The 26082-nt window shown below is 66.0% G+C and carries 23 protein-coding genes and 1 pseudogene; 10 read left to right on the plus strand and 14 right to left on the minus strand.

What is annotated here, in order from left to right; translation table 11 throughout:
* Positions 1-11 precede the first annotated feature (11 nt).
* Entirely contained in the window at positions 12-1298 is a 1287-nt protein-coding gene (locus AB4Y42_RS31390) for an efflux RND transporter periplasmic adaptor subunit (protein ID WP_368696342.1), read from the minus strand.
* Positions 1299-2180: 882 nt separating this feature from the next.
* Between AB4Y42_RS31390 and AB4Y42_RS31395 the strand changes: the two genes are divergently transcribed.
* From AB4Y42_RS31395 to AB4Y42_RS31415, 5 genes are read left to right on the plus strand one after another with little or no spacing between them, the layout of a single operon-like run.
* Entirely contained in the window at positions 2181-3158 is a 978-nt protein-coding gene (locus AB4Y42_RS31395) for a LysR family transcriptional regulator (protein WP_368686889.1), read from the plus strand.
* The gene (locus tag AB4Y42_RS31400) at positions 3158-4627 is read left to right on the plus strand and encodes an NAD(P)-binding domain-containing protein (protein WP_368696343.1); all 1470 of its coding nucleotides are present in this window, start codon (positions 3158-3160) and stop codon (positions 4625-4627) included. The genes AB4Y42_RS31395 and AB4Y42_RS31400 overlap by 1 nt, the downstream gene beginning before the upstream one ends.
* A gap of 32 nt (positions 4628-4659) precedes the next feature.
* Positions 4660-5172: a CMD domain-containing protein gene (locus AB4Y42_RS31405; RefSeq protein ID WP_368696344.1), complete on the plus strand. Its 513-nt coding sequence runs from the start codon at positions 4660-4662 to the stop codon at positions 5170-5172.
* The gene (locus AB4Y42_RS31410; protein ID WP_368696345.1) at positions 5169-5768 is read left to right on the plus strand and encodes a peroxidase-related enzyme; all 600 of its coding nucleotides are present in this window, start codon (positions 5169-5171) and stop codon (positions 5766-5768) included. Before AB4Y42_RS31405 ends, AB4Y42_RS31410 begins: the two co-directional genes overlap by 4 nt.
* Positions 5769-5814: 46 nt before the next feature.
* A complete protein-coding gene (locus AB4Y42_RS31415; RefSeq protein WP_368696346.1) occupies positions 5815-7119 on the plus strand; it encodes an MFS transporter in 1305 nt (434 codons plus the stop codon).
* Between the two features lie 79 nt (positions 7120-7198).
* Here the strand turns inward: AB4Y42_RS31415 and AB4Y42_RS31420 are convergent.
* The 5 genes and pseudogenes from AB4Y42_RS31420 to AB4Y42_RS31440 form a co-directional block, all read right to left on the minus strand.
* Positions 7199-7540, minus strand: a pseudogene (locus tag AB4Y42_RS31420) (septal ring lytic transglycosylase RlpA family protein); the annotation flags it as partial.
* A 321-nt stretch (positions 7541-7861) separates the two neighbouring features.
* Positions 7862-8167, minus strand: coding sequence for a DUF4148 domain-containing protein (locus AB4Y42_RS31425; protein ID WP_368686884.1), 306 nt, complete (start codon positions 8165-8167; stop codon positions 7862-7864).
* 104 nt (positions 8168-8271) lie between these two features.
* Positions 8272-8520, minus strand: a complete 249-nt coding sequence (locus tag AB4Y42_RS31430) for a hypothetical protein (RefSeq protein WP_368686883.1) — start codon at positions 8518-8520, stop codon at positions 8272-8274.
* Between the two features lie 55 nt (positions 8521-8575).
* Complete coding sequence (locus tag AB4Y42_RS31435; RefSeq protein ID WP_368686882.1) at positions 8576-8776, minus strand: hypothetical protein; 201 nt, start codon at positions 8774-8776, stop codon at positions 8576-8578.
* 321 nt (positions 8777-9097) lie between these two features.
* On the minus strand, positions 9098-10681 hold the full coding sequence (locus AB4Y42_RS31440; protein WP_368696347.1) for a tetratricopeptide repeat protein: 1584 nt from the start codon (positions 10679-10681) through the stop codon (positions 9098-9100).
* Positions 10682-11132: 451 nt separating this feature from the next.
* On the opposite strand from AB4Y42_RS31440, the gene AB4Y42_RS31445 reads away from it, so the two are divergent.
* Positions 11133-12266: a porin gene (locus AB4Y42_RS31445; RefSeq protein ID WP_368686880.1), complete on the plus strand. Its 1134-nt coding sequence runs from the start codon at positions 11133-11135 to the stop codon at positions 12264-12266.
* On the opposite strand, the gene AB4Y42_RS31450 is transcribed toward AB4Y42_RS31445, so the two are convergent.
* From AB4Y42_RS31450 to AB4Y42_RS31475, 6 genes are all read right to left on the minus strand, one after another.
* A complete protein-coding gene (locus AB4Y42_RS31450) occupies positions 12196-12639 on the minus strand; it encodes a zinc-ribbon domain-containing protein (protein WP_368696348.1) in 444 nt (147 codons plus the stop codon). The two genes, AB4Y42_RS31445 and AB4Y42_RS31450, sit on opposite strands and share 71 nt — an antisense overlap.
* A 50-nt stretch (positions 12640-12689) precedes the next feature.
* Positions 12690-13415 carry a haloacid dehalogenase type II gene (locus tag AB4Y42_RS31455; RefSeq protein ID WP_368696349.1) on the minus strand — a complete coding sequence of 242 codons (726 nt, stop codon included), beginning with the start codon at positions 13413-13415 and terminating at the stop codon, positions 12690-12692.
* 133 nt (positions 13416-13548) lie between these two features.
* A complete protein-coding gene (locus AB4Y42_RS31460) occupies positions 13549-15261 on the minus strand; it encodes a dipeptide ABC transporter ATP-binding protein (RefSeq protein ID WP_368696350.1) in 1713 nt (570 codons plus the stop codon).
* A 9-nt stretch (positions 15262-15270) separates the two neighbouring features.
* The gene (locus AB4Y42_RS31465; protein ID WP_368696351.1) at positions 15271-16248 is read right to left on the minus strand and encodes an ABC transporter permease; all 978 of its coding nucleotides are present in this window, start codon (positions 16246-16248) and stop codon (positions 15271-15273) included.
* A 13-nt stretch (positions 16249-16261) separates the two neighbouring features.
* Entirely contained in the window at positions 16262-17242 is a 981-nt protein-coding gene (locus tag AB4Y42_RS31470) for an ABC transporter permease (protein ID WP_368696416.1), read from the minus strand.
* Positions 17243-17274: 32 nt separating this feature from the next.
* Positions 17275-18876 carry an ABC transporter substrate-binding protein gene (locus tag AB4Y42_RS31475; RefSeq protein WP_368696352.1) on the minus strand — a complete coding sequence of 534 codons (1602 nt, stop codon included), beginning with the start codon at positions 18874-18876 and terminating at the stop codon, positions 17275-17277.
* 303 nt (positions 18877-19179) lie between these two features.
* Here AB4Y42_RS31475 and AB4Y42_RS31480 point away from each other — a divergent pair, with 303 nt between their 5' ends.
* Complete coding sequence (locus AB4Y42_RS31480; RefSeq protein WP_368696417.1) at positions 19180-20370, plus strand: LLM class flavin-dependent oxidoreductase; 1191 nt, start codon at positions 19180-19182, stop codon at positions 20368-20370.
* A 44-nt stretch (positions 20371-20414) separates the two neighbouring features.
* On the opposite strand, the gene AB4Y42_RS31485 is transcribed toward AB4Y42_RS31480, so the two are convergent.
* Both AB4Y42_RS31485 and AB4Y42_RS31490 read right to left on the minus strand, forming a co-directional pair.
* Complete coding sequence (locus AB4Y42_RS31485) at positions 20415-21767, minus strand: LLM class flavin-dependent oxidoreductase (RefSeq protein WP_368696353.1); 1353 nt, start codon at positions 21765-21767, stop codon at positions 20415-20417.
* 28 nt (positions 21768-21795) lie between these two features.
* A complete protein-coding gene (locus tag AB4Y42_RS31490) occupies positions 21796-23031 on the minus strand; it encodes an acyl-CoA dehydrogenase family protein (protein WP_368696354.1) in 1236 nt (411 codons plus the stop codon).
* A 324-nt stretch (positions 23032-23355) separates the two neighbouring features.
* On the opposite strand from AB4Y42_RS31490, the gene AB4Y42_RS31495 reads away from it, so the two are divergent.
* Genes AB4Y42_RS31495 through AB4Y42_RS31505 form a run of 3 tightly spaced genes read left to right on the plus strand, consistent with a single transcriptional unit; the run spans position 23356 to position 26073 of the window.
* Positions 23356-23949, plus strand: coding sequence for a hypothetical protein (locus AB4Y42_RS31495; protein WP_368696355.1), 594 nt, complete (start codon positions 23356-23358; stop codon positions 23947-23949).
* Positions 23937-24419 carry a hypothetical protein gene (locus AB4Y42_RS31500; RefSeq protein ID WP_368696356.1) on the plus strand — a complete coding sequence of 161 codons (483 nt, stop codon included), beginning with the start codon at positions 23937-23939 and terminating at the stop codon, positions 24417-24419. The genes AB4Y42_RS31495 and AB4Y42_RS31500 overlap by 13 nt, the downstream gene beginning before the upstream one ends.
* Before the next feature lie 58 nt (positions 24420-24477).
* Entirely contained in the window at positions 24478-26073 is a 1596-nt protein-coding gene (locus AB4Y42_RS31505; protein ID WP_368696357.1) for an ABC transporter substrate-binding protein, read from the plus strand.
* The last annotated feature ends 9 nt before the right edge of the window (positions 26074-26082 follow it).

The raw sequence follows: 26082 nt of genomic DNA on the forward strand, positions 1-26082 counted from the left end.
CGAGTCGCCCCTTACTGCGACGCGGCACTGGTTTTGGCCGGCGCCGTCGCTCGCTCGCCCCCGCTCACCTGTGGCGCCGACGCGCCGCCCTTCTCCACGACCGTCTTGCCTCCGGTCTGCGTCGAGGGGAGCGTTCCGGCGATCTTGAGCGGCACGTCGGCCACGACGCGGATCGCGCCGTCCACCACGATGCGCTCGCCGGCCTTCAGGCCATCGTTGATGAACCAGTTGTCGCCGTTCCAGTCGCCGACGTCGACCACTCGCTGTTTGGCCTTCGACTCGTTGTCCACGACCCAGACGAAGTGGCTCTTCGCGCCCTGCAGCACCGCCCGTTGCGGTACGAGGATCGCATTCGGCCGCGTGGCGCCCGACACGCGCGCGCGCACGAACTGCCCCGGCCGCAACGTCCCCTTCGGGTTCGCGAGCGAGGCCCGCACGAGGAACGTGCCCGTGTCGGTGCTGAACGCCGGATTCGCGAAGCTGATGGTGCCGTGCTGCGGAAACTCCGTGCCGTCGGCGAGGATCACGGCCACCACGAATTCGCTGTGCGGCGGGAACAGCAGCTTGCCCGCCGCAATCTCGTCCTGAAAGTGGAGCATTTCGTTTTCGGAAATGCTGAAGTTCACCCAGATCGGATCGAGCTGATAGACAAAGGTAAGGAGACCCGATGAATTGGCGATCAGATAGCTGCCGTCCTGTTGTCTTGCATAGCTCGCGAGGCCATCCAGGGGCGACTTGATCGTCGTGTAGCCGAGGTTGAGTTCCGCCGTCTCCACCTGCCCTTGCGCCGAAATCACCGCGGCCTGGGCCTGCTTCTCGTTGCCGACTGCATCGTCGAGATCCTTCTGGCTCAACGCCTGTTGCGCGGCGAGCGGCTTGACGCGGGCAAGATTCTGCTGCGCTACCGTGAGCCGCGCCTGCTGCTGCGCAAGCTCGCCCCGCGCCGTCTGCAGCGCAGCCTGAAACGGCTTCGGATCCATCAGGAACATCGTCTGGCCGGCCTTCACCTTGTCGCCTTCGGAGTACGTCCGCCGGTCGAGAAAGCCGTCCACGCGCGCACGAATTTCGACTTCACGCGAACTCTGCGTCTGCGCGGTGAACTCGAGCTGGACCGGGGTGTCCTGAGCCGTGACCGTCATCACCGTGACTTCCGGTGCGCCGAGCGCCGGCGGCCCCGATGCCTTCTTGCAGCCGGCGAAGAGCGTCAGCGCAATAACGACGAAGATCAGCGGCAGGCGGTCCCGGCGTGCCGCAACGCGGGGTAACGGTCGATGCTCGGGAAAAAACGGTCCGCTCATGAATGGCCTCCCGCAACGCGCCGGATCTGCGCATCGCCCCGGTACGCGCGCGCCATGGTCACCACTGCGTTGCCCGCTTACTGTTCGCGATACGGATCGCCAAGACTCTGCACACTACGCAAGACGCGGCGCCGGCCGAGACAGGACGGGGCCAGCCGACTTGCCGCGCCCGGACGATTGCTCACGCCGGTTATGACTTCCTCGATACAACGCGCCCCGATGAATTGCGCGAACACCGGAATGATTTTCTTGTTCTCTGGCTGGGGTGCCGCGCATACGGCGCGCTCGAAAGCGCCACCGGACGCCGCACGGCGCTTTGGTATCGGCGCCGTAGGGTCACGGCACTCGTAGTCGTGAAGTTTGGTAGCCGTCCAGGGCAAAAACAATGAGACTTTGGTCCGATATCCCGCTGAGCACGCCTTTTGCTGTTCGCGGCGAGGATGCAGCGGTTGCCAGGGCAACCGCCACGCGGCAAGCCGAGCTCGGGGTGCCGGCGCAAACCGGCTATGGGACTTTGCTCAACCGTTGAAGTTGAACGCCACGCGGGGAGCGTGGCCGGACGCCGTCAATTGCAACCGTGACTATTCGCTGTCCGATAACAGGTGGTGCCGCCGGGCCCACGCGCGACGCCTTTTCCGTTCGCCGTAGAGTGTAGGACGCGCGTTCAGCGAAGACCACCGCCCAGTACCACCGCCTCTTCATCCGGACACACTTGAGAACCGGTGGCCGAGTCTTGCCGTGCACATCATCACGAGAACCGTGGCGTTAGAGGAAACCGCTCTTCCGGAATAACGATATAAAGATCAATTATTTGAAAAACACATTCTTACAGCGTCAGAATGTGAAATACGCATTCTTGTGCATCCCAACATCAACCGGAAGATGGAACTACGCCAGCTCGAAGCCTTCGCCGCAGTGATCACGACCGGCAGCGTCACCGCCGCTGGACGCCTGCTGGGGCGCTCGCAGCCAGCGATCACGCGGCTGATCCAGGAGCTCGAAACCGAGGTCGGCTACGCGCTGTTCACGCGCAACGGCCCGCGCGTCACGCCGACCGAGCAAGGCATCCTGCTCTACGAGGATGTCGAGCACGTGCTGACGGGCGTGCAACAGATACACAAGCGAGCTGGCGAAATCGGCCGCGGCGAAAGCCGCCCGCTGCGCATTGCGGCAACCTCGGCGCTCGCCGCCGGCCTCGTGCCCGTCGCGCTCGCGCGCACCGATCTCGCCGTCACCGCGCAGACGATCCAGCTGCGCAGCCTGCCCCCCGAACAGGTCGTGCACGATGTCCTCACCGGTGCGGCCGACATCGGCGTGGCGAGCCTGCCGCTCGAACATCGCGGCGTGGTCGTGCACTGGATCGGACAATCCGCGTGCGTTGCGGCGCTGCGCGACGACGATCCGCTCGCCCGCTCCGAGCGGCTGCCGCTGTCGGCCTGCGAGGGCCGGCGCGTCGTCACGATGCAGAACCCGTATCGCCTGCGCCGCCGGCTCGATCACGCGTTCGCGCAGGCCGATGTGTCGCCGGCGGGACTCATCGAGACGAATTCGTCGATGAACGCGCTGACCGCGGTTCGCGCCGGCCTCGGCATCTCGGTGCTCGAACCGGTCACGGCCTATGGCATGCCGCTTGCCGGCGTCGCGATCCGTCCGATCGACGCCGACATTCCGTACTTCTTCGGCGTGATCTCGCGCGACGCCATCGCGCTGCCCCCCATCGCCGTGACGCTCATCGACGCGCTCGCCGACGCCGCCCGCGCCGTGCTGCCCGATTTCGCGCTGCGCGCGAGCGCCGAGCACGCCCAAGTCCTGCAGTCGCTGTACGGCGACCTGCCCGCCACCAACGAATCGTTGCCGTAATGAATCCGACCACCCCATCGTGTGCAGGCCTCGCCGCGCTCGAAGCCCGTCTGCGCGAGGATCTCGCGTGGCTCGAACTGCCCGCGAAGCGCTGGATCCCCGCACACACCCTCGAAGGCCGCCCCGTGATCGACGTGGCGATCGTGGGCGGCGGCATGGCCGGGCTTGCGCTGGCCGCCGCGCTCGGTCATCTCGGCATCGACGCCGTCATCTACGATCAGTCGCCGCGCGGTTTCGAAGGCCCATGGGCCACCACCGCACGCATGGAAACACTACGGTCTCCGAAGCAGCTGACGGGCCCAGCGCTCGGCCTGCCCTCGCTCACGTTCCGCGCGTGGTTCGAAGCGCAGTTCGGCGGGCAGGCGTGGGACGCGCTCGACAAGATCCCGCGCCTGCAATGGATGGACTATCTGCGCTGGTATCGCGACGTGCTCGAGATCGACGTGCGCAACGAACACCGGGTCACCGCGATCACGCCGGGCGCGCACGGCAGCGTCGCGCTGTCCGTCACGAGCGCCGCCGGCAGCGAGACCGTCCATGCGCGCCACGTCGTCCTCGCGACGGGCCGCGACGGCCTGGGCGGCCCTTCGTTGCCGGCATTCGTGCGCGATCTGCCGCGCCGTTTCTACGCCCATTCGTCCGATGTCCTGGACTATGGCACGCTGCGCGGCAAGCGCGTCGGCGTGATCGGCGCGGGCGCATCGGCGATGGACAGCGCGGCCACCGCGCTCGAAGCGGGTGCGGCCTCGGTCGATCTGCTGATCCGCCGCGCGGACATTCCGCGCATCAACAAAGGCAAAGGTGCGGGCAATCCGGGCCTCACGCACGGCCATGTCGCGCTGTCCGACGACTGGAAGTGGCGCATCCGCCACTACATCAACGTGCAGCAGGTGCCGCCGCCACGCGGCAGTACGCTGCGCGTGTCGCGCCACGCCAACGCCCGCTTCAACCTCGGTGCGCCGATCACCAGCATCGAACAGGTAGACGACGGACTCATCGTCAGTACGCCGAAAGGCGACTTCGCACTGGACTTCCTCGTGTTCGCAACGGGCTTTCGCATCGATCTGGCGAGCCGCCCCGAATTCGCGCCGTTTGCTCGCCACGTGCGTGCGTGGAAAGACCGCTTTGCGACGCCTGCCGGCGACGACGACATCGAGCTTGCCGATTCGCCTGACCTCGGACCGGTGTTCGAATTCCAGGAAAAAGCGCCCGGCGCGTGCCCCGGACTCGAACGCATCCACTGCTTTTGCGCGCCCGCGACGCTCTCGCATGGCGCGCTGTCGGGCGATATTCCGGCGGTCAGCGAAGGCGCGAAGCGGCTCGCACAGGGGCTTGCCGCGACCTTCTATCGCGAGGATGTCGAATTGCATTACGCCAACATGGCGGCCTTCGCCGAGCCGGAAATCGAAGGCGACGAATGGACGCCCGCGCCACCGCCTCCGGCCCTCGCCGAGCGCGAAGCGAAATGAGCGCGTGAATCTGCCGTTTTCCGGAGTTGACCATGACATACGACACTGACGACATCGTCGATCGCGTTGCCGGGCTGGCGCCCGACTCGGCCACGCATGCGTTGCGGCACCAGCGCGCCAAAGTGGTGGAAGCGACGCAGGGCAGCTACGACGCGCTGTTCGACCCCACGCTGGAAGGCCTCACGCTGGTCGAGCGGCTGCTCGTCGCGCTCTACGCGAGCCGCCTCGCGACCTCCCCGGCGCTCGCGGCCCATTACCGCGCCGAACTGGCCGCTCACGCAGTCGCGGCGGCGACGCTCGCCGCCGTGGAAACGGGCGCGCCCGAGGATCTCGCTGCGCCGCGCCTGCGCGCGATCCTCGCGTTCACGCGCACGCTGATCGAGAATCCGGTCGCCGGCGACAAGGCCGCGCTGCAGACGCTGCCCGCCGCCGGCCTGACGACGCCGGCCGTCGTCGCGCTCGCACAGCTGATCGCCTTTCTGTCGTACCAGACGCGCCTCGTCGCGGGTCTGCAAGCCCTCAAGCAGCTGGAGCGCCCATCGTGAGCGACATCATCCGATCGCACGGCTTCACGAACGAATCGCTCGAATGGGACGCGTGGCTCGACGTCGTCGACCTCGACCAGGCCACCACGGGTCAGATCGCCGTTCTCGAGGAAAGCCACCCCAAGGCAAAAGTCTCGGACTACTACCGGTTTCTCGTCCATCAGCCCGAAATCCTGCGGCAGCGCTCCGCCGCGTTCAACGCGATCATGTACGCGCCCGGCGGCTTGCCTCGCGCGGAACGCGAACTCTCGACCACCGTGGTTTCGCGGCTCAACGGCTGTGTGTATTGCGCGTCGGTGCACGCCCAGCGTTTCGAGCAGCTCGCCAGGCGCAACGACGTGATCCGCCAGGTGTTCGCCGATCCTCACAGCGCCGGCACGACAAAGCGCGAAGAGGCGATCGCCCGCTTCTCGGCCGCGCTGACCGAGCGCCCGGACGAGATCGAGGCGGCCCAGTTGCAGGCATTGCGCGAGGCCGGTCTAACCGACGCCGAAATGCTCGACCTGATCCATTCGATTGCCATTTTCGCGTGGGCGAACCGCCTGATGCTCAATCTCGGCGAACCCGTGTTTCCCGAGCCGGTAGCCGCCTCCTGACCGACCAACGCTGGACCGTCCTTCAACCAATACCCGGGGATAGCCGATGGGCACTCAACCTGGCATCAAGCCTGTCATCGTCGCCGCCGTGCTGGCCAATGCGATGGAGTGGTTCGACTTCACCATCTTCGCCGCGATGACGCCGATCATCAGCAAGCTGTTCTTTCCGGCCTCGCACGGCGCGGCGGGCGCGGATTTGAACGCGATCCTGCTGACCACGGCCCTGTTCGGCGCGGGTTTCTTCATGCGGCCCGTGGGCGGCGTGCTGCTCGGTCTCTACGGCGACACATATGGCCGCAAGGCGGCCATGACGCTCGGCATGGGCATCATGGCGCTGGCCGCCGCGATCATGACCTTCGCGCCGACCTATGCCACGGCCGGTCTCGCCGCACCGTTCCTGATGCTCGCGGCCCGACTGCTGCAAGGATTTTCGATCGGCGGTGAATTCGGCACCTCGACGGCGTTCCTGATCGAACTGGCGCCGCCGAATCGCACCGGCTTCTACGGTTCGTGGCAGATGAGCGGACAACTCATGTCGACGATGCTGGGCGCCGCGCTCGGCATGGTGGTCACGCAGGTGTTCACGCCCGGGCAGCAACTCGCGGGCGCCTGGCGCATCCCGTTCGCGGTGGGCCTGCTCATCGCGCCGCTGACCATCTACCTGCGCCGCCACGCGAGCGAAACCTATGCGCGCATCCACGCGACGCCGCACGCCCGCGCGAAGGAGGCGGCCGCCGTCAAGCGCGGACTGTCCGACTATCTGATCGGGATGGGCATGGTGGTGGCGAGCACCGTCACGTTCTACGTCACGTTCGGCTATACCGTCACCTATGCGAAGCAGGTGCTCAAGCTGCCCGTTTCGGAAAGCTTCATGGTGCAAATGATCGCGGCCATCGTCATGCTGATCGTCACGCCGATCGCGGGCGCGCTATCCGACCGCTACGACCGCAAGACGCTGCTGGTCGGCTCGCTGGGCGCCTACCTGGTGGCGATCTATCCGCTCTATGCGTGGATCGTGGCGGCGCCGTCCGTCTCGCGGCTGCTGGTCGCGCAGATCGTGATCGGCGTGGTGAGTGCGACCTTCCTCGGCGTCTATTGCACGACGCTTGCCGCGATGTTCCCCAAGCGCACGCGCGCGACCTCGCTCGCGGTGGTCAATAACGTCGTCGTCCTGATCTTTGGCGGCTTTGCGCAGACGTTCGTGACCTGGCTCATCATGCTCACGGGCTCGCCGCTGGCGCCGGTGCTCTATGTGATGATCGGCATCGCGCTCAGTCTCGTGGCCGTTGTGGCGCTGAAGCCGGGTCATTTCAGGCGGGGCAGCGCAAGCGCCGCGCAAACCACCGGGTGAGGCGCGGGCTCTTCCTGGTTGAAGGGGGGGAAGTCGAGGATCTGGAGACTGGAGCATGCCGTGACGCGGCCCCCTCACGTCACCTTCCTGTCGTCAGGATTCCGTCGCCGTCGGATTCCGTCTGTGCGCTCGACGCGTTGCCTACCCGTTCGATCTGCACTTGCATCGACCGTGCGTCGGTCAGCCCCAGCGCTCTCGCCGCGGCATAAGAGAGATCGATGATCCGGCCTTTCACGTAAGGGCCGCGATCGTTGATGCGCACCACGACCGTCTTCCCGGTCGCCAGCGATCTGACGCGCACATAGCTGCCGAGCGGCAAGGTTCGATGGGCCGCCGTGAATGCGCCGGTGTTGAAGCGTTCTCCGTTTGCGGTCTCATGGCCCTGGAACTTCTCCGCATACCAGGATGCCTCGCCGGATTGCACCACCTCGTGCCGCATATGACAGGATTCGCCCTTGCACGCGGCTTGCCGGGACGCCATCTGTCCGCACGCTGTGAATAACGCACAGATTGCGAAAACGCTCAAATAGCGCAGTGATGGCGTCATGAACCACATGTCAGTCAATGAGCGATGGCTCAACGTTTTCAAAGGTGCGTAGCATACCGCGTTCCCGGTCGATATAAAATCCTGGCAAGTTTTCGGGTTTCATGCAATGGGCTCGTCAGTCCGGCCCTCATTTCGCGGCAGGCCCCGAAAAGAGCCCCTCTCGATGCTGAGGAAGGGGCTCGTCGACACCATGAGTTACTGACCGAAGTAAATCGGCTTCATGCTGTCACCGGCGGCGGGTGCACCGGACGTCGACGTACTGCCTGCCATCCCGCCGTAACCGCTCGCGCCGTTCTGCGCGGCCACGCGGGCTTCGGCCGCCTGGATGTCGGCTGGATAGTTGGTGTTGTCGCCATCGCCTGGGCGGTAGCCGGCCTGTTCGAGCTGAACCAGTTCGGCGCGGACCTGCTCAGGCGTCACGGCGCTGTTCGATTGTGCGAACGAGACGACCGGAGCAGCCATGACGGTGAGGATAACGAAGGTTTGACCAAGAGATTTCATGATGAGGTTCCTCTAACGATTGCCACGTAGGGTGCGACAAGCTTGAACCGATGCGCAGGTTCAATACGCTCCCGCAAATTTTCCCGCGCCCCCGCTGGCCTCCATTACTTGATGGAGGCGTGATTCCCCGTTCGTTGTGTCCGCCACGTTTTTGTTTGCACTGCCCAGCGGCCTGTGTCGAATCCACCCGAAGCGCAGGCCGCACCGTGGGTCCGCTGCCACCATGCGTGGTGATCGAAATTGCGCAGAAAATCGGCGCGGCGGCGCTCACGGAGGTAGTGCGCCGTCACGCCGGCCACAGCGATCGCAAGCACGATCGTGCCGGCAGCCATACCCAGCCAGGTTGGGTCCACGTCAGCCTCCCCAGTTACGCCGCAGCGCTCGCGCGCTTCATGTGTCGCTGGACGCTCAGCCGTGGTAGTAGCCGTCGCCGACCGAGTTTTCCAGCACGCCGTCCACATACACGCCAACGGGGTCGCCGTCGGCGGACGTGAGCAGCGAGCCGGGATGCTGGCCGATGATCTTGATCCGGCCGCCCTGGAACCTGGCCATTTCCCGGTGATCGAGTTCCACCGACTTGTGAAGGTCGCGGATGGTGAGCGTGGTCATGATGGGTCTCCTTGAGCAGGACGGTTGCAGGAACGGCCAGGCGGCGAGCCGCTGGCAGCACGCCATGCAGATGTCATGCCAACCGGGAGCGCTCCGCGCGGCGCCCTTCCCCCCGTGCATCGCGACGATGCGAGTCTGGGCGCGACCATCACCTGGCCGGTCGATGTTGGGCAATCGCCAACAGGCCGGCCGCGTCGCGCGGCAGCCGGCCGGTTGTGATCGTTCGGGGGTTGTCCTGGCTGGGGCGGGAATACCGCGCCGGACCGCTGGCGGGCATGCTGGTCGGCAAACGCCCGACCGGCATACCGCGTTCATGGTGATCTAGCGCGCGGCGACCTGCGTATCGAGCGCCGTGCGCAATGCGCTCACCACGTCGGCCCATTCGCCGCGGCGCGTTTGGCGGAACAGACGCGCATTGGCGTACCACGGGCTGTCGTCGCGATTCAACTGCCAGCGCCAGTCCGGCGTGAACGGCAGGGCAATCCATACGGGCTTGCCGAGCGCGCCCGCCAGATGCGCGACCGCCGTATCGACCGCGATCACCAGATCGAGTTGCGCGACGAGCGACGCCGTCGCCGAAAAGGTCGTGAGGCGCGGGCCGGCGTCGATCAGCCGCCCGCGCTGCACGAGTTCGTCCATGCATGCGCGGTCGCGCTCGCGCAGCTCTTTTTGCAGCGACACGAAGCGCACATCGGCGTCGAACAGCGGCTGAAGTTCCGCAAGCGGCATCGAGCGATTGCGGTCGTTCACGTGCGTCGTGCTGCCCGACCAGACGAGGCCCACACGCAGCCGCCGATCGCCATCGTCACCGGTGCCGATCACGTCGGACCACGACGCAAGCGCGGCAGCGTCGGCGTCCGCATCGAGATACGCGCCCGACGTCACGAAATCCGCTTCGCGCAGCGCGAGCGCGTGCGGCAGGCTCAACATCGGCACGTGGTAGTCGAACGCAGGCAGCGCGGACGAATCGCCGATGACGCCCGCCGCGCCCGCCACGTTCTGCAGCAACGGCAGCAGCACGTCCTGCACGCGCACGATCACGTTTGCGCCCTTCGCATGCAGGCGGTCGACGAAGCGCGCGAACTGCAGCGTGTCGCCGAGACCTTGTTCCGCGTGCACGAGCACGGTCTTGCCCGCGAGCGGCTGGCCCTTCCATTGCGTCGCGTCGGGGAAATCGTGCGTCATCGTGCCGTCGCGCCAGCGCCATTCGTATTCGCGCCAGCCGTGCTCGAATTCGCCGAGCAGCAGATTGGTCTGCGCGCGATTGGTGCGCGCCCCCGCGTCGTTCGTGTCGATCGACAAGGCCTTCTTGAACTGGCGCAGCGCGTCGTCGAAGCGATGCAGGTCGCGCAACGCGACGCCGAGATTCACGTAGGCGGCGACGAAATTCGGTTTGAGTTCGATTGCCCGCCGGTACGCGTCGAGTTCCTCGTCGTAACGGCCCAGCTCGCCGAGCAGCGTGCCGCGGTTGTAGTGCACTTCCGCCGAACGCGGATAGCGGCGCGCCAGGCGCGCGAGATACACGAGCGCGGCCTCGGCCTCCTCCAGCTGGATGAGCGACATGGCCGCGCCGTGGAGCGCATCGGCGTGATCGGGCGCGAGCGCCAGCAGGCGCTCGTAGAGCGCGACGGCCTGGGTGTGACACTGCCCGAGCTGGCAAATGCGTGCGGCCTGCTGCAACTGCTCCGGAGGCGTCGCGGCCGGTTGTGCCGCGCGCCACGCGAATTCGGCGGCACCCGCGTAATCCTCGCGCGTAGCGTAGACGAAGGACATCGCTTCCAGCGCGCCCGCGTGCTCGGGATGCGCTTGCAGGATCGATTGCAGGTCGTGCTCCGCGGCGTCGATGCGGCCGGCGGTGAAATGCTGCTTCGCCTGGGCGAGCAGCGCGACGATGGTGTCAGTCATGGGAACGCCGGGCGCTCGCGCCCGAATGCATGGATGAGGACTCGAGGCCGCATTTTACCTCAGCCGTGTCCGCGCGGTTTCGTCGCTCCACGTTGCCGGGAATCATGATAGCGAACGGCGCAGTCGATCTGAAACGTGGAACAACGTGTATTTCTTCGCGTTATTCATTCACGGTAATAATCAAGAATATTGATCGCGAAATGTTTCCCGGAATTACGAGAAAAATGCGAGAAATCGCGCGCTTATACCCGCGCATGGTCGTGCGGAAAGTCCCTTGTTTTACCGGATATTTCGATTCATCAGGCTCGGGATGTAATAGTCTGGAACAGGTAAGGCAATGTTAGCCAATAATCGTGGCACGCATGCCACAACTTCTGAAAATCATTCCGGATATCGCGTTATGCTCCGCGCTCGCTCGCTTTCGAGTGAATAACAAAGCAATGGAGTTACGATGAAAAAGTACACCCTTTCCGCCCTCGCAGTCGCTGCCGCCTCTTTCGCCAGCGCCGCACACGCACAAAGCTCGGTCACGCTTTACGGTTTGATTGACGCGGGCGTCCTGTACACGAGCAACCAGTCGGGCAGCTCGAACGTGCAACAGTCGAGCGGCGCGCTCAACGGCAACCGTTGGGGCCTGCGCGGTAGCGAAGACCTGGGCGGCGGCCTCAAGACGATTTTCGTGCTCGAGAGCGGCTTCAGCATCTCGACGGGCGCGGCGAAGCAAGGTAGCCGCATGTTCGGCCGCCAGGCGTTCATCGGCCTTTCGAGCGACCGCGCCGGCGCGGTCACGCTGGGTCGCCAGTACGACAGCGTGGTCGACAACCTGGGCGGACTGTCGCTGAACGGCACGCAGTACGGCGGCACGCTCGCCGCGCACCCGTACGACAACGACAACCTCAACAACTCGTTCCGCGTGAGCAATTCGCTCAAGTACCAGAGCGTGAACTACGGCGGCCTCAAGTTCAATGCGCTGTACGGCTTCTCGAACGCCGCCGGCGGCTTCGCGAACAACCGCGCCTACAGCGTCGGCGCCACGTACTCGTTCGGCGGCCTCAAGGCAGGTGCGGGCTATCTTCAGCTGAACAACTCGGGTTCGACCATCAACAGCAGCGGCGCGGTCAGCGACGACGCGACCTTCACCGCATCGCGTCAGCGCACCTATGGCGCCGGCCTGAACTACGCCTTCGGCGCGGCCAACGTGGGCTTCGTGTTCACGCAAACGCAGCTGAGCAATCTCACGGCCATCAACTCGTCGAACGCGGGTGCGACGACTTCGTTCGCCGGCAACAGCGCGCGCTTCAGCAACTTTGAACTCAATGGCCGTTATGCGTTCACGCCTGCAATCACCGTGTCGGGCGCTTATACGTACACGGACGCGAGCCTGGACGGCGTGAATCCGAAGTTCCATCAGGTCACGCTGCAGGGCGACTACGCGCTTTCGAAGCGCACCGACCTGTATGCAGAAGCCGCGTATCAGCGTGTCGTGGATGGCGAGGGCAAGATCCACGCGGACATCATGGGCGTTTCCGCGTCGGATTCGAACTCGCAAGCCGTGGCGACCGTGGGTATCCGCCATCGCTTCTAACGCGACGATCGCTCGCAACGTGAGCGCCGCGCCAGCGGCGCTCTGAGCACGGGCAGGCAGACGCTTCGGTGTCTGCCTGCCCGTGTGCTTTCGCGCTACGCCGCGCCGGCGCGCAAACAGAGGCGATTATCGCGCCGCCAGGCTCGACGCCGCACGAAGTTCGAGCGATCTGGCACCCCGGCGGCGAGCCGTTGCGAGGGCTTCGTTGAAACTCGCCTGAGCCGCATCGCGCTGCGCGCCCGCCACGGAGGAAAGAGTGCGAAGGCGTGTAATCGGCAGGAGAGCGCAGCGGCGTATGAGCGATGATGGTGCCGCACTGCTCGCAAAATCTGGCGCCCTCGCGGCATTCGAAGCCACAATTTGTGCAGCGCATATGGCCCCTGATCTCGAGAGACGCCCTCCATGGCAACTACCATTAAAAGCTCAATCGATCGAGGCATCAAGCCGACTCGCAAGCTCATTCAAGTCGTCCACCACGAAATCCCACGCGTGTTCCGCCTGCAGGTCCGTTTTCTGATCGGGACCGTGCTCGGTCGGGCGCACGACGAAAGCGGTCGAAAGCCCGAGCCGGCGCGCCGCGGCCAGGTCGCCGTTATGCGCCGCGACGAGACACAGTTCGGCGGGCGCGAGACCCAGAATGTCGGCCGTCTCGGTGTACACCTGTGGCGAGGGCTTGTAAGCGCGCACCACTTCGGCGCCGAGAATGGCGTCCCATGGCAGGCCGGCGCGCCTCGCGATATCCACCATGAGCCGGATGTTGCCGTTCGACAACGGGGCGATGATGAAGCGACGTTTCAGGCGATTCAGCGCCTCGACCGAATCAGGCCATGGATCGAGGCGATGCCAGGCCAGGTTGAGTTCGTCGATCCCGGCGTCCGTCACGCCGGCTATACCGCTTTGCGCCAGCACCTTCACGAGGTTCTCGCGATGCAGAACGTCGAGGCGCACGTAGGGCCTGCGTCCGCTGCGGATGTCCTCCATGGAAGGCGAATATTCGCGTCGCCAGGCGTCGGCGAACGCGAACGCGTCGAGGTGCGGAGCGTGGCGCTGCAGAAAAGCGGCGGCCTCCCTCGCGACGCCGCTTCGCCAGTCAACGACGGTGCCGAAGACGTCGAATACAAGGGCTTTGATTTCGGTACGGTTCGTCATAGGGGCCAGAATCGGGAGTGGATCGGAGCACGGCATGGTGAGCCGCCTCGGCCCGGCGGCCAAGGCGGCGCAATACACATTGAAGCACTCAAACCGGATTCGCGTTGACTGTTGCGCCACTACCCTGCGCCTCTCAGGCCGCTTCGGCCTCCTGCTCTCGCCCTGGAATCGCGGCGAGCAGCGCACGCGTATACGGGTGGCGCGGCGCTCGCCAGATGTCCTGATGGTCGCCGCTTTCGACGATCTTGCCCTGTTGCATCACGTGCACACGGTCGGCGATGTAGCGCACGACCGAAAGATCGTGCGAGATGAAGAGCATGGACAGCCCCAGCTCGCGCTTGAGTTCGACGAGCAGATTGAGGATTTGCGCCTGGATCGAGACGTCCAGCGCCGATACCGGCTCGTCGCAGATCAGCAATGCGGGTTCGAGCACGAGCGCGCGCGCAATGCCGATGCGCTGACGCTGTCCACCCGAGAATTCGTGTGGAAAACGCGCGAGCGCCGCCGCGGGAAGGCCCACGCGTTCGAGCACCGAGCGCACACGCATACGGCGCGCCGCCGCGTCGCCAACCCCGTTCACGGCCAGCACGGTTTCGAGAATATCGCCTATCGTGCGGCGCGGGTTCAGCGATGCATAGGGATCCTGAAAGACCATCTGCACCTGGCGCCGCAATGGCCGCAACGCGCGCTCGCCGAGCGGGACGAGTTCGGTGCCGTCAAGCGCGATCGCGCCGCCCGCAACCGGCACGAGGCGCATGATCGCGCGCGAAAGCGTGGACTTGCCGCAGCCCGACTCGCCCACGAGCCCGACCGACTCGCCGCGGCCGATATCGAACGAGACGCCGTCGACGGCGTGCAGCGCCGGCGCGCCATGGCGCTGCGGGTACGCCACGCGCAGGTCGCGCACCGCGAGCAGCGGCGCGGCGTCCGTCGCCTGAAGGTTCGAAGCCGTACGCTCCGGCACCCTGCGCGGCACCACCGCGAAGCCCGCCTCCTCGCCGGCCCGATCCACGCGATCGGCCGGTGCCGTGTGGCGGATTTCCGGCAAGGTCCACGCGCGGTAGTGCAGATCATCGGCGAGGTTGAGCGAAGCGCCCAGCAGCCCTCGCGTATAGGCGTGGCGCGGGCGCGCGAAGAGCTCCGCCGTTGGCGCTTCCTCGACCTTGCGCCCGGCCAGCATCACCGCCACGCGGTCCGCATGATCGGCCACGACGCCCAGGTCGTGCGTGATCAGCAGGAGCGACATCGACAGCTCGCGGCGCAGCGCGTCGAGCAGTTCGAGAATGCGCGCCTGGATCGTGACGTCGAGCGCGGTGGTCGGTTCGTCGGCGATCAGCAGACGCGGGCGGCACGCCACGGCCATCGCGATCATCACGCGCTGCCGCTGGCCGCCCGATAGCTCGTGCGGGTAGTCGTCGAAGCGGCGCTGCGGCTCGGCAATGCGCACGAGATCGAGCAGTTCGACGGCGCGCGCGCGAGCGGCCCGGCGTGACAGCGCTTCGTGCTGGCGCAGCGTCTCCACGATCTGCGCGCCCACGCTGAGCACGGGATTCAGCGAGGTCATCGGCTCCTGAAAGATCATCGAGATCTGTTGGCCGCGCAACTCGCGCACCGCCCTCGGCGGCAGGCCCAGCAGCTCGCGCCCTTCGAAGCGCACGCTACCCGTGACGCGTCCCGGCTCGGGAACGAGCTGCATGAGCGAGAGCGCCGTGGCGGACTTGCCGCTGCCCGACTCGCCCACCAGCGCGAGCGTCTCGCCCGCCGCGATGTCGAAGCTCACGCCGCGCACTGCTTCGTGCGCCCCGAAACTCACGCGCAGATCGCGCACTTCAAGCAGTTGGCTCACGTGGCACCTTTAGGGGCGTTGCCGCTGGCGCGGATTGAGGGCTTCGGTCAGGCCGTCGCCAAGCAGATTGAGGGCGAGCACCGCGAGCACGATGGCGGCGCCGGGAATCGCCGTGAGATACCACGCCGTGCGCAGCGAATCGCGTCCCGCGCCGATCATCGCCCCCCAGCTCATGACATTGGGGTCGCCCATGCCGAGGAACGACAGCGACGATTCGATCAGGATCGCGCTCGCCACCATCACCGAAGCCGTGACGATCACGGGCGGCAGCGCATTGGGCAGGATTTCGCCGAAGATGATGCGCGTGTTGCTGAACCCCTGGCTGCGCGCCGCGAGCACGAAGTCCGAGCGCCGCAGCGTGCGGAATTCCGCGCGCACGATCCGCGCGACCGTGGGCCAAGAGGCGATGCCGATGGCGAGCGCGATCACCCCCACGTTGGGCCGCCCGATCGCCACGAGCACGATCACGAGCAGAAAGGACGGCACGGTCTGGAACAGCTCGGTGAGACGCACCAGCGCGTCGTCGACGAGGCCGCCGAAATAGCCGCCGATGGCGCCCACGAGTGTGCCGATCACGAGTCCGATGCCGGCCGAGGCGGCGCCGATCAGCAGCGAAACGCGCGCGCCATGCGCGATGCCGGCCGCTACGTCGCGCCCCAGCGAATCGGTGCCCAGCCGGAATTGCGGGTCGCTGCCCGGCCATTCGAACGGCCCGCCCACCATGTCGAGCGGGTCGCCCGGGTAGAGGCGCGGCGCGAGCACGGCGAGCACGACGAATGCCGCGAGCAGCGCCAGGCCGGCGCAGGCCGAAGGGTTGCGCAGCAGCGCGCGCCAGAAGGCGTGCCCGGCGCGCCGTGTGGGTGCACGGTCGCGCTCGACGCCGCGGCGGCCGAGCAGCGCGAACGTCAACTGACGCCGCCAAGGCGAACCCTGGCGCGCGGCTGCACGTCGTGCGTCAACCGGCAGATCCGGCGATTCGAAACTCATTGAGATTCCTCCGTTAGCCTACGCGCGGATCGAGCCACGCCTGCAGCAGATCGACCACGACGTTCGCGACGATGACGAGCAGCGACGACAGCAGCAGCACACCCAGCAGCACGCTGAAGTCGCGCGCCAGCACCGCGTCGAGCGCCAGGCGGCCGAGCCCCGGCCAGCTGAATACCGTCTCCGTTACCGCCGCGCCGCCAAGCAGCGTGCCGAAATGCAGCCCCACGAGCGTGGTGAGCGGCATCAGCGCGTTACGCAGCACGTGGCGCAACGTCACGCGCCACGGATGCAGACCTTTGGCCTGCGCCGTGCGCACGAAGTCCTGGCGCTGCACTTCGATCATTGCGGCACGCGTAATGCGGGCGTAGATCGCGACGAAGAACGTGGCGAGCGTCGCCGCGGGCAGCAATACGTGCCTCGCGACATCGGCGACGTAGGCGACGCCGTGCAGGTCCGCCCCGATCGTGACGTTGCCGCCGCTCGGCAGCCACCCTAGCCGGACCGCGAACAGGATGATGGCGAGCAGGCCGATCCAGAAACCAGGCGTCGAATAGAACAGCAGCGCGAACACCGACAACACGCGGTCGGGCCACTTGCCGGCCCAGTGCGCCATCACGGCGCCGAGCACCACGCCGGCGACGAGCGCGAGCGTGAGCGCCACGCCCATCAGCAGCAAGGTGTTGGGCAAGCGCGAAAGGATCAGCTGCATCACGGGCATGTCGTAGCGTGGCGAATAGCCAAGACTGAAATGCGCGAGATGCTTCAGATACGTCCCGAGCTGCACGAGCAAGGGCTGGTCGAGCCCGAACTTCGCGCGCAGCATCGTCATCGTTTCCGTCGTCGCAGAGCCGGCTTCGCCGGCAATCACGTCGGCGGCGTCGCCCGGCATCAGCTTGAGCAGGAAGAAGTTGAGGATCACGATGCCCAGCACCGTCGGCAGCGCTTGCCAGGCGGTGCGCCGCAGGATCGTTTGCCAGCGGGCGCTGCGGCTCATCATCGGGCTCCTTCGAGGGTTGCGATGCGCGCTCAGGCGCTCAGCCAGACGTCGGCGAAGTTGCCCTCCAGGCCCTGCGCGCTCACCGTGTGATCGTGCACGCGCCGGTTGGCGAGCGTGACCATGCGCGGCGCGACGAGATTGAGGATCGGCAGGTCGCGGTACACGGTCTGCTGGAACTGTTTGTAGAGGCTCACGCGGCGGCTTTCGTCGATTTCGACCGACGCCGCTTCCAGCAGCCGGTCCGCTTCCGCGCTGCTGTAATGCGGCGCATTCGAGAACGGCACGCCGGGGCGGATATTTTTCGACCAGTACAGGCGCTGCACGCCCACGGCCGGATCGAACAGCGTGTTGACGCCGATGCTCGTGAAATCGAACTGGCGGTCGGCGTAGACACGCTTGAGGAATGACGGCAGATCCTGCGAGCGCACCGTGACATCGATGCCCACGCGCGCGAGTGCCGATTTCACGTAGCCGGCCTGGCGCTGGTACATATCGCCGTACGGCAGGTAGTCGTGCGTCAGCCTGAAGCGTATGCCATCCGCGCCGCGCGGCTTGCCTGCCGCGTCGAGCAGCGCCTCGGCCGCATGCGGGTCGAACGCATAGGGCGTGATCTGCGCATCGTGATACGGCGAGGCGGGCGTAATGGGCGTGGGCGAGACGTCCGCATAACCGTAGGCCACGGTCTTTCGCACGACCTGCGCATCGATTGCGTGCGCGATGGCCTGGCGCACGCGCGGGTCTTTCAGCACCGGATGATCGAGATTGAAATCGATCTCGGCCAGAGGCTCGAGGAAGCGATAGCCACGCGTTTCGGTCACGAGCTGCGGCAATTGCGTGAGGCGCGGCAAGTCGGTGAGCGGCACGGGGTTCTCGCCGCCCAGATCGAGCGCGCCGGTTTCGAACGCCGCCGAGCGCGCGGCCGGATCGGGAATGACCTTGTAGACGAGCGCATCGATATACGGCTTGCCCGCGTCCCAGTAGTCGGGATTGCGCTCGTAGACGATGCTCGCGCCGCGCGTCCACGACTTGAAGCGAAACGGCCCGGTGCCAATCGGCGCGTTGTTGTGCGGGTTCGTGAGCGGATCGCCCGTGGCGTACAGATGCTTCGGCACCATCGGCGACTCGCCCGCGGAAAGCGCCTTGAGCAGAAATGGCGCGGGCTTCGACAGTTCGATGATGGCCGTGCTCGCGTCGGGCGTCTGCACCTTCGTCACGTTCGCAAAGGTACTGCGTCCACGCGGGTGAATCGCTTTGAGCAAATCGACCGAGAACGCCACGTCCGCGGAAGTGAACGGCTGGCCATCGTGCCAGCGCACGTTCTGCCGCAGCTTGAACCTGTAACGCAGACCGTCGGGGCTCACGCTCCAGGCGGTGGCCAGTTGCGGTTGCGGCTTCAGGTCGAAGTCATAAGCGAGGAGTCCTTCCAGCACCTTCGAGCTTGCGGCGAGCGCCGGCCCTGTGGTCTGGAAGATCGACACCAGCACGGGCGGCTCAGGATTGATCAGCACGTTCAACGTGCCGCCGCGTTTGCGCGCGATGGCGCCCTGGGCGCGGGCAAGCACGGGCAACCCCGCGGCTGCGGCTGCCGCGCCGCCTGCAATGAGAAATTCACGACGGGTCAAACGTGACATGCTGATGCGTTCCGATATCTATGAGGCTACGAGCGGCTAAACGTTGCGATCTGCGAGAGCCGGGAAATTCGCGCCGTGGCGACAGTGCTGCAATCGTAGCAACGGCCTCTTCGTGCGCTAACCAAGCGATGCTGCTATCCATATGACCTGCCGCGTCGAAGCTGAAGCGCGACAACGCAATTGGAAAGCAGAAAAGCTTCTTTGTTATTCGCATGCCGCGCGTGTTTAATCGATAGATCGACCTATCGACCCGCAAGGCGCCCGGCGCCGCAACGAACCTCCAAGGTGTCTGTCTTGAGCGAAATTCCCGTGGCCGAGTCGCGTACTTCTTCCGTGGCATCGACGCCCTTTGTGCCCGTAACCTCCCCCACCGCCTTTTCCGATAGCCCCGTGGCGCGCGCATTCGCGCAGCCGCTCATGCTGGGGCTGTTCCTGCCGATTCAGGCTGGCGGATGGAGCGCATCGACGCTGCCGCGCGGCACGGACTGGTCGTTCGACTACAACGCCGCACTCGTGCAGAAGTGCGAAGCGCTCGGGTTCGATCTCGTCTTCGCCCTGTCGCAATGGCTGCCGAAAGGCGGCTATGGCGGCGTGTTCGACGGCCATGCGCTCGACTCGTTCATGACGCTGGCGGCGCTGACCGCGCGCACCGAGCGCATCATCCTGGCCGCCACGACCCATGTGCTCTACGGGCCGTGGCACCCGCTGCATTTCGCGAAGTTCACGGCTACACTCGACCACATCTCGCGCGGACGCTGGGGCGTCAACGTGGTGACGGGGCACCGCGCCGTCGAACACGAAATGTTTGGCTGGAACCGCATCGAGCACGACCGGCGCTATGAGATGGCGGCCGAATTTCTCGACGCCGTGCAGCAGTTGTGGGCGCAACCGGACAACTTCAGTTTCGAGCCTGAAATTTCGAGCTGGCGCCTGCAAGGCGCGTACGTCACGCCCAAGCCGCGCTATGGGCGCCCGCTGCTCATCAACGCGACGGGCTCCGACGCGGGGATCGACTTCGCCGCGCGCTACTCCGACGTGGTGTTCATCACGAGCCCGGCGGGACCGCAGATCGATCGCGCGCTGGAAGCGCTGCCCGCGCACACCGCGCGCGTGAAGGCCGCGGCGCGCGCGTATGGGCGCGAGGTGCGCACGCTGATCAATCCGATGGTGATCTGCCGAGAGACGTCCGCCGAGGCGCGCGCCTATCACGACGCCATCATCGCGCACGCCGATGAGGGAAGCTTTCACCGCTTCGACAGCGACGCACATGCCTGGCGCGGCGGTTTCGAAGATCGTGCGAAGGCCGCCTCACGCGCGGTGGGCGGCAACATCGCGATCGTGGGCTCGCCTGAAGAGGTGGCCGACAAGATCATCGAGCTTCACGCGGCAGGCGTCGACGGCGTGCAACTGAGCTTTTACGATTTTCAGCCCGACCTCGACTTCTTTGGCGAACGCGTGCTGCCTTTACTGCGCGAGGCCGGCCTGCGCCGCTGAGCGGCATACTCGCGGCGCCCGAAGCGCGCCGCGCGAGCCCCACGTCAGACGCGCTGAAGCTCCTCGCCAATCGCCGCCACGCCCACGGCAGGCCGCTCGAGCCCCAGATGCGAGCGCAAGGTATTGCCTTCGTATTCGGTTCGAAAGAGCCCACGCCGTTGCAGGATCGGCACTACGCCTTCAACGAACGCCTCCAGCCCGTCCGGCAGCGCGTCCGGCATGAGGTTGAAGCCGTCGGCGGCCTCGCCCTTGAACCAGTGCTCGATATCGTTGGCGATCTGCTCAGGTGTGCCGACGATCACGCGATGACCGCCGCCGCCCGCGAGCGCGCGGATCAACTCGCGCACCGTATGGCCGCCACGCCGCGCCTCGGCGATCGTGGCCTGAAAGAACGTGTGATTGCCGTTGCCGCCGTTGGGTAGCGCGAGGTCCTCCGGCAGGCGCGCATCGAGGTCGAGCTGATCGGGCGACAGGCCCAGCGTGCCGGCCAGGCGCGTGAGACTGTAGCGCCACGGAATCTGCTCGACGAGTTCGTCGCGCCGCCGCAGCGCCTCGGCCTCGGTCGCGCCGATAATGGTCGTGAGGCCCGCGAGCACCTGCACGCCCTGCGTGCGCCCGTATGCCGAAGCGCGCGCGTTGAGGTCGCGCCGGTACGCCACCGATTCCTCGAACGATTGCGAAGCGGAAAATACGGCCTCGGCGTGTCGCGCCGCGAGATCGCGGCCATCCCCCGATCCGCCCGCCTGCACGAGCACAGGATGACCTTGTGGCGCACGCGGAAGATTCAGCGGCCCCTGCACCCTGAAAAAGCGGCCATCATGTTCGACAGGCCGCACCTTCGTCGCGTCGATGAAACGGCCGCTCGCCTTGTCGCCGATGAAGGCGTCGTCGTCCCAGCTATCCCAGAGCGCCTTCACGAGTTCCGTGAACTCAGCGGCCCGCGCATAGCGCTGCGCGTGATCGGGCACCGTGTCGTGGCCGAAATTGCGCGCCGACGGCAAATCGGCCGTCGTCACGACGTTCCAGCCCGCACGGCCACGACTGACATGATCGAGCGTGGCGAAGCGGCGCGCGATGTTGTAGGGCTCGTTGTAGCTCGTCGAGGCCGTGCCGATCACGCCGATATGCGTGGTCGCCGCCGCAATGCTGGCCATCAGCACCGTGGGCTCGAGCGCCGTGATCGGACGGAAGTCGATCTGGTCGATGATCGCCGCATTGTCGGCGAGAAAGACCGCATCGAACTTCGCGCTTTCGGCAAGTTGCGCGACCCGTACATAGTGCGCCACGTCCACGAATGCGCGAGGATCGGCACCGGCGAGACGCCACGCCGAGGGCACGAAGCCCGAATGCAGGATATTGACGTTCAAATGCAGGCGGCGCGACGAAGTTCGGCTCATCTTTTGGACACTCCCTGGATCATCGGTTTCAGAACACGCGGCCTTCGGTGAGGTGCGTCGTCACGCCGTTCAAGGCGTAGTCGCCCACGACGCGCGCCTTGTGCAGCAGCGGGTTGTGACTGAAGATCGTGCGCAGGTTGCGCCAGTGCCGGTCGAAATTGTGCGCACGCGAAGTGGCCGAAGCCCCGCCGGCTTCGAACAGGCGCTCGGCGGCTTCCAGCGCCAGCTTGCTCACCACGAGCTGCGTGCGCGCCGTCGCCAGTGCGCCTTCCAGCACGAGCTGATCGGCGTCCGGCGCACCCGCGCGGATCGCCTGCGCCGACCGATCGAGCGTGCGGGCGTTCTCGTGCACCAGCGCGTCGATCGCATGGCTGTGCGCGGTGAGCGTGCCGACGACCTGCTGAATGAAGGCGTCCTCGCGCGCGGAGGGCGCCGTGCTGTGCAATACGGGACGCCCATGCTCCAGCACGTAGCGCCTCGCGTCCGCGACCACGTTGCGAACGATGCCCGCGGCCACCGCCACGAGGTGAAGTTGCCGCAGCGCGCCGCCATGACGGCCGGCGAGCGTAGCCAGGCCGCGTTCCGTGATCTCGTCGGCACGCACCAGTAGGTTCTCGAACACGAGACTGCCGCTTGCCGTCATGCGTTGCCCCATGCCGTCCCAGTCGTCGAGCACCGTGAGCCCTTCGCGCCGCACCGGCACGATCGCCACCACGGGCTGGCCCTCGTCGTTGAGCACGCTCAGGCGCGCGTAGTCGGAAAAGGCCGTGCCGGTCGAATAGTATTTGCGGCCGTCGAGCCGGTAATGCTCGCCCTCGCGCCGGAGCGCCGTGGTGTATTCGCCCGGACGCGACGTCCCCAGCTCGGTCGAGGCGCCGCCGAAAATCGCGCCGTCGATCACGCGCTGGATTTGCAGATCGTTGAACGGCGTGCGAGCCGACAGCAGCAGCGCTTCGGTCTGGTCGTAGTGAATCCGCAGCGCGTGGGCGAGATTGCTGTCGGCCGCGGCCAGCGTGGCGATCACGTCGAATTCGTCCACGAGCGAGCCACCCAGGCCGCCCCATTCGACGGGCAGCCGGAGGCGTCCCAGCCCCGAGCGCCGGAATGCGTCGAAGCCCTCGAAAGGCAATTCGCGACGCCCTTCGCGCGCAGCCGCCTCTTTGCCGATTTCATTCGCGAGCGCAGGCAAGTCGGCGAGCGCATCCTGCAACGACGGACTGGCCGCGCGAGCGCGCACCGGAAGTTGAGTAGGAAGAGCGGACATTGAGTTTTCCTTTTTGTCAGGCCCGCGAATTGTTTGATTCCCGGGCGGCCACGGGGCGTCTTGCCAAAAGGAAAAGTATAGGGAGCGCATTGCCCGCAACTAACCACGGAATTCGCATTTTGTTATTCGCATGTCTGCGTTGGCCGGCGGTTCGCGCAATCGGGCAGCACGGGGTTGCGGCCAAAGTAAATCACTTCAGCGCACGAACCTATTTCACGATTCGTTCTTTGACCTCGCCGCAAGCGCTTGCCGATAATCGATTGTTCCATGCCGCCCGCGCAGAGATCGTGCGCAATGCGCCTTGTTCGCCACCGAGGAATCTTGATGACGCTGCTCTGGTACACCCGTTGCCCTGCGCCGACGCCATTCGGCATTGCCGCGCAGCAAGGATTGCTGCAGGCCGAATTCGCTGCCGACGGCATCGAAGTGAAGGCATTGCAGGACGCCGACGACCCGGCCATCCGCCGCTCGCATTTCACGCATACGCAGCCGTGGTCGTTTCGTCAGGGCGGCAACATTCCGGCGCTATGGGCGCGGGCGCAAGGCAGCGACACGCGGCTCATCGGCGTGAGCTGGGTCGACGAGTTTCAGGCGCTCATCACGCTCGATCCGCACCTCACGCCCACGCGCGCCTCGCTCTCGGGGCGTCGATTCGGATTACCGATCAATACCGCCGCTGGGGTCGTCGATTTCCATCGCGCCACGGCTTTGCGCGGCTTTCATACGCTGCTCGAAGCCATCGGCGTCTCGCCAGCCGAGGTCGAACTCGTCGATCTGCCGCATGCACCCCGTGGCCTCGCCCACGCAAAACCGGACGAATCCGCGCCGCTCGGCGATGGCTCGATGCGCAGCGCGCTCACGAGTTTTCCCGAGAGGCCGCGGCGCTGCTGCGCGGCGAAGCCGACGTGGTGTTCGTGAAGGGCGCGACCGGACTCGACATTGCCAACGTGCTCGGCGCGCGCGTGCTGGTCGACATCAGCGCGCATCCCGACCGGCGTGCGCACGCGAACAACGGTACGCCGCGCCCGCTCACGGTCGATGCGCAACTCCTGCGCGAGCGTCCCGACCTCGTCGAACGCGTGCTCGCGCGCACGCTCGACGTGGCCGCGTGGGCCGGCGCGCATCCCGGCGACGTCACGCGCTATGTCGCCCGCGAAGTGCGGACTGCCGAGCACTGGGTGACGCGCGCCTATGGCGCGGGCCTGCACCGGCAACTCGCGATCGGACTCGACGCCGGGGCGCTCGACGCGCTCGCGCACTTCAAGCGCTTTCTCTTCGAGCACGGCTTTATCGCGGCCGATTTCGACTTCGCGCAATGGGTCGATCCGGCGCCGCTCGAGGCGGCGCTGTCGCGTCGCGCGCAGCGCGCCAGCGTGCTCGCCGGATAACCCAAAGGGCGCTGGCTGCCAGCGCGCTCATTTTCTCCCATCGCCTGTTGCCGAACCGATGATCGCTCTCCTCCTGCGCACGGCGCCGCGCCGTGTCGTTGTCATGCTCCTCGTCATGGCGAGCGTGGCCGCACCCGTTGCCGCACACGCGCAAACGCGCGGCGGCACGCTCAATTTCGTGGTGACGCCGGAGCCGACGGCGCTCGTGGATGTTGCCACAACGGCCGTGAATGTCCTCAAGGTCAGCCCGAAAGTGATTGAAGGCTTGCTCGACTACGACTTCGATCTGAAGCCCAAGCCGCTGCTCGCCACCTCATGGGAGATCGAGGACGGCGGCCGCCGCTATGTGTTTCATCTGCGGCACGGTGTGAAATGGCACGACGGTGCGCCGTTTACTTCAGCCGACGTTGCATGGTCGATCGAGACGCTGCGACGGGTGCATCCGCGGGCGCGCACCACGTTCGCGAACGTGACCGCGATCGCTACGCCAGACCCCTATACGGTCGTGCTCACGCTCAGCGAGCCCACGCCGTGGCTGATACGCGCGTTCTCGGCTTCGGAAACGCCGATCCTGCCGAAGCACCTCTACGAGGGCAAGGACGTGCTCGCCAATCCGGCCAACAACGCGCCCATCGGCACCGGACCGTTTCGCTTTGTCAAGTGGGTGCGCGGCAGCTACATCGAATATGCGCGCAATGACGACTACTGGAACGTCGGCAAGCCGTATCTGGACCGCATCATCGTGAAGATCATCGCCGACCCGGCCGCGCGCGCGGTGGCGTTCGAGGACGGCTCGGTCGATCTCGGCGGCGATACGCCCGTACCGCTCGCCGACCTCGACCGCCTCAAAGCCAATCCGAAGCTCGGCATCGACACACGCGGCTACGAGTTTCAGGCGGGCGTGGCGCGCATCGAGTTCAATCTCGACAATCCAGTGCTCAAGACCTTGAAGGTTCGAGAGGCGATTGCCTCGGCGATCGATCGCGAAGTGATCCGCAGGGTCATCTACTACGGCTACGCGACGGCCACGGCGAGTCCGTTGATGCCGTCGAACCCCTACTATGACGCGGCACCCGCGCCCTACCCGTTCGACATTGCGCGCGCCAACCGCCTGCTCGACGAGGCCGGTTATCCGCGCAAGGCGGACGGCACACGCTTCGCGCTCACGCTCGACCCGCTGCCCATCGGCGACCTGCCCGCGCGCACGGGCGAGTACATCAAGTCGGCGCTCGCCCGCGTGGGGATCGCGGTGACGATCCGCAATCAGGATCTCGCGGCCTATTTGAAGCGCGTCTATACCGACCGGCAATTCGATTTCACTGTAAATGGCATGAGCAATCTGTTCGATCCGGTGGTGGGCGTGGCGCGTTTGTACACGAGCGACAACTTCCGCCCCGGCGTGCCCTTCACCAACGGCTCGCACTACAGCAACCCGCAAATCGATGGCCTGTTTGCGCAAGCCGAGCGAGAAAGCGATGAAACGAAGCGCAAGCAGCAGTTCGCGCAGATCCAGCGCATTCTGGAGCACGATCTGCCCGACCTGAATCTCGTCTCGCCGCAGTGGGTGACGCTCGCCTCGAAGCGCGTGCACGACCACTCCATTTCACCCGACGGCTTGGCAGCGAGTTTCGCCGATGTCTGGCTGTCACGATGAACGCGCTCG

Origin of the sequence: Paraburkholderia sp. EG286B, from assembly GCF_040965655.1 — a bacterium.
In the GTDB taxonomy this organism is placed as follows: domain Bacteria; phylum Pseudomonadota; class Gammaproteobacteria; order Burkholderiales; family Burkholderiaceae; genus Paraburkholderia.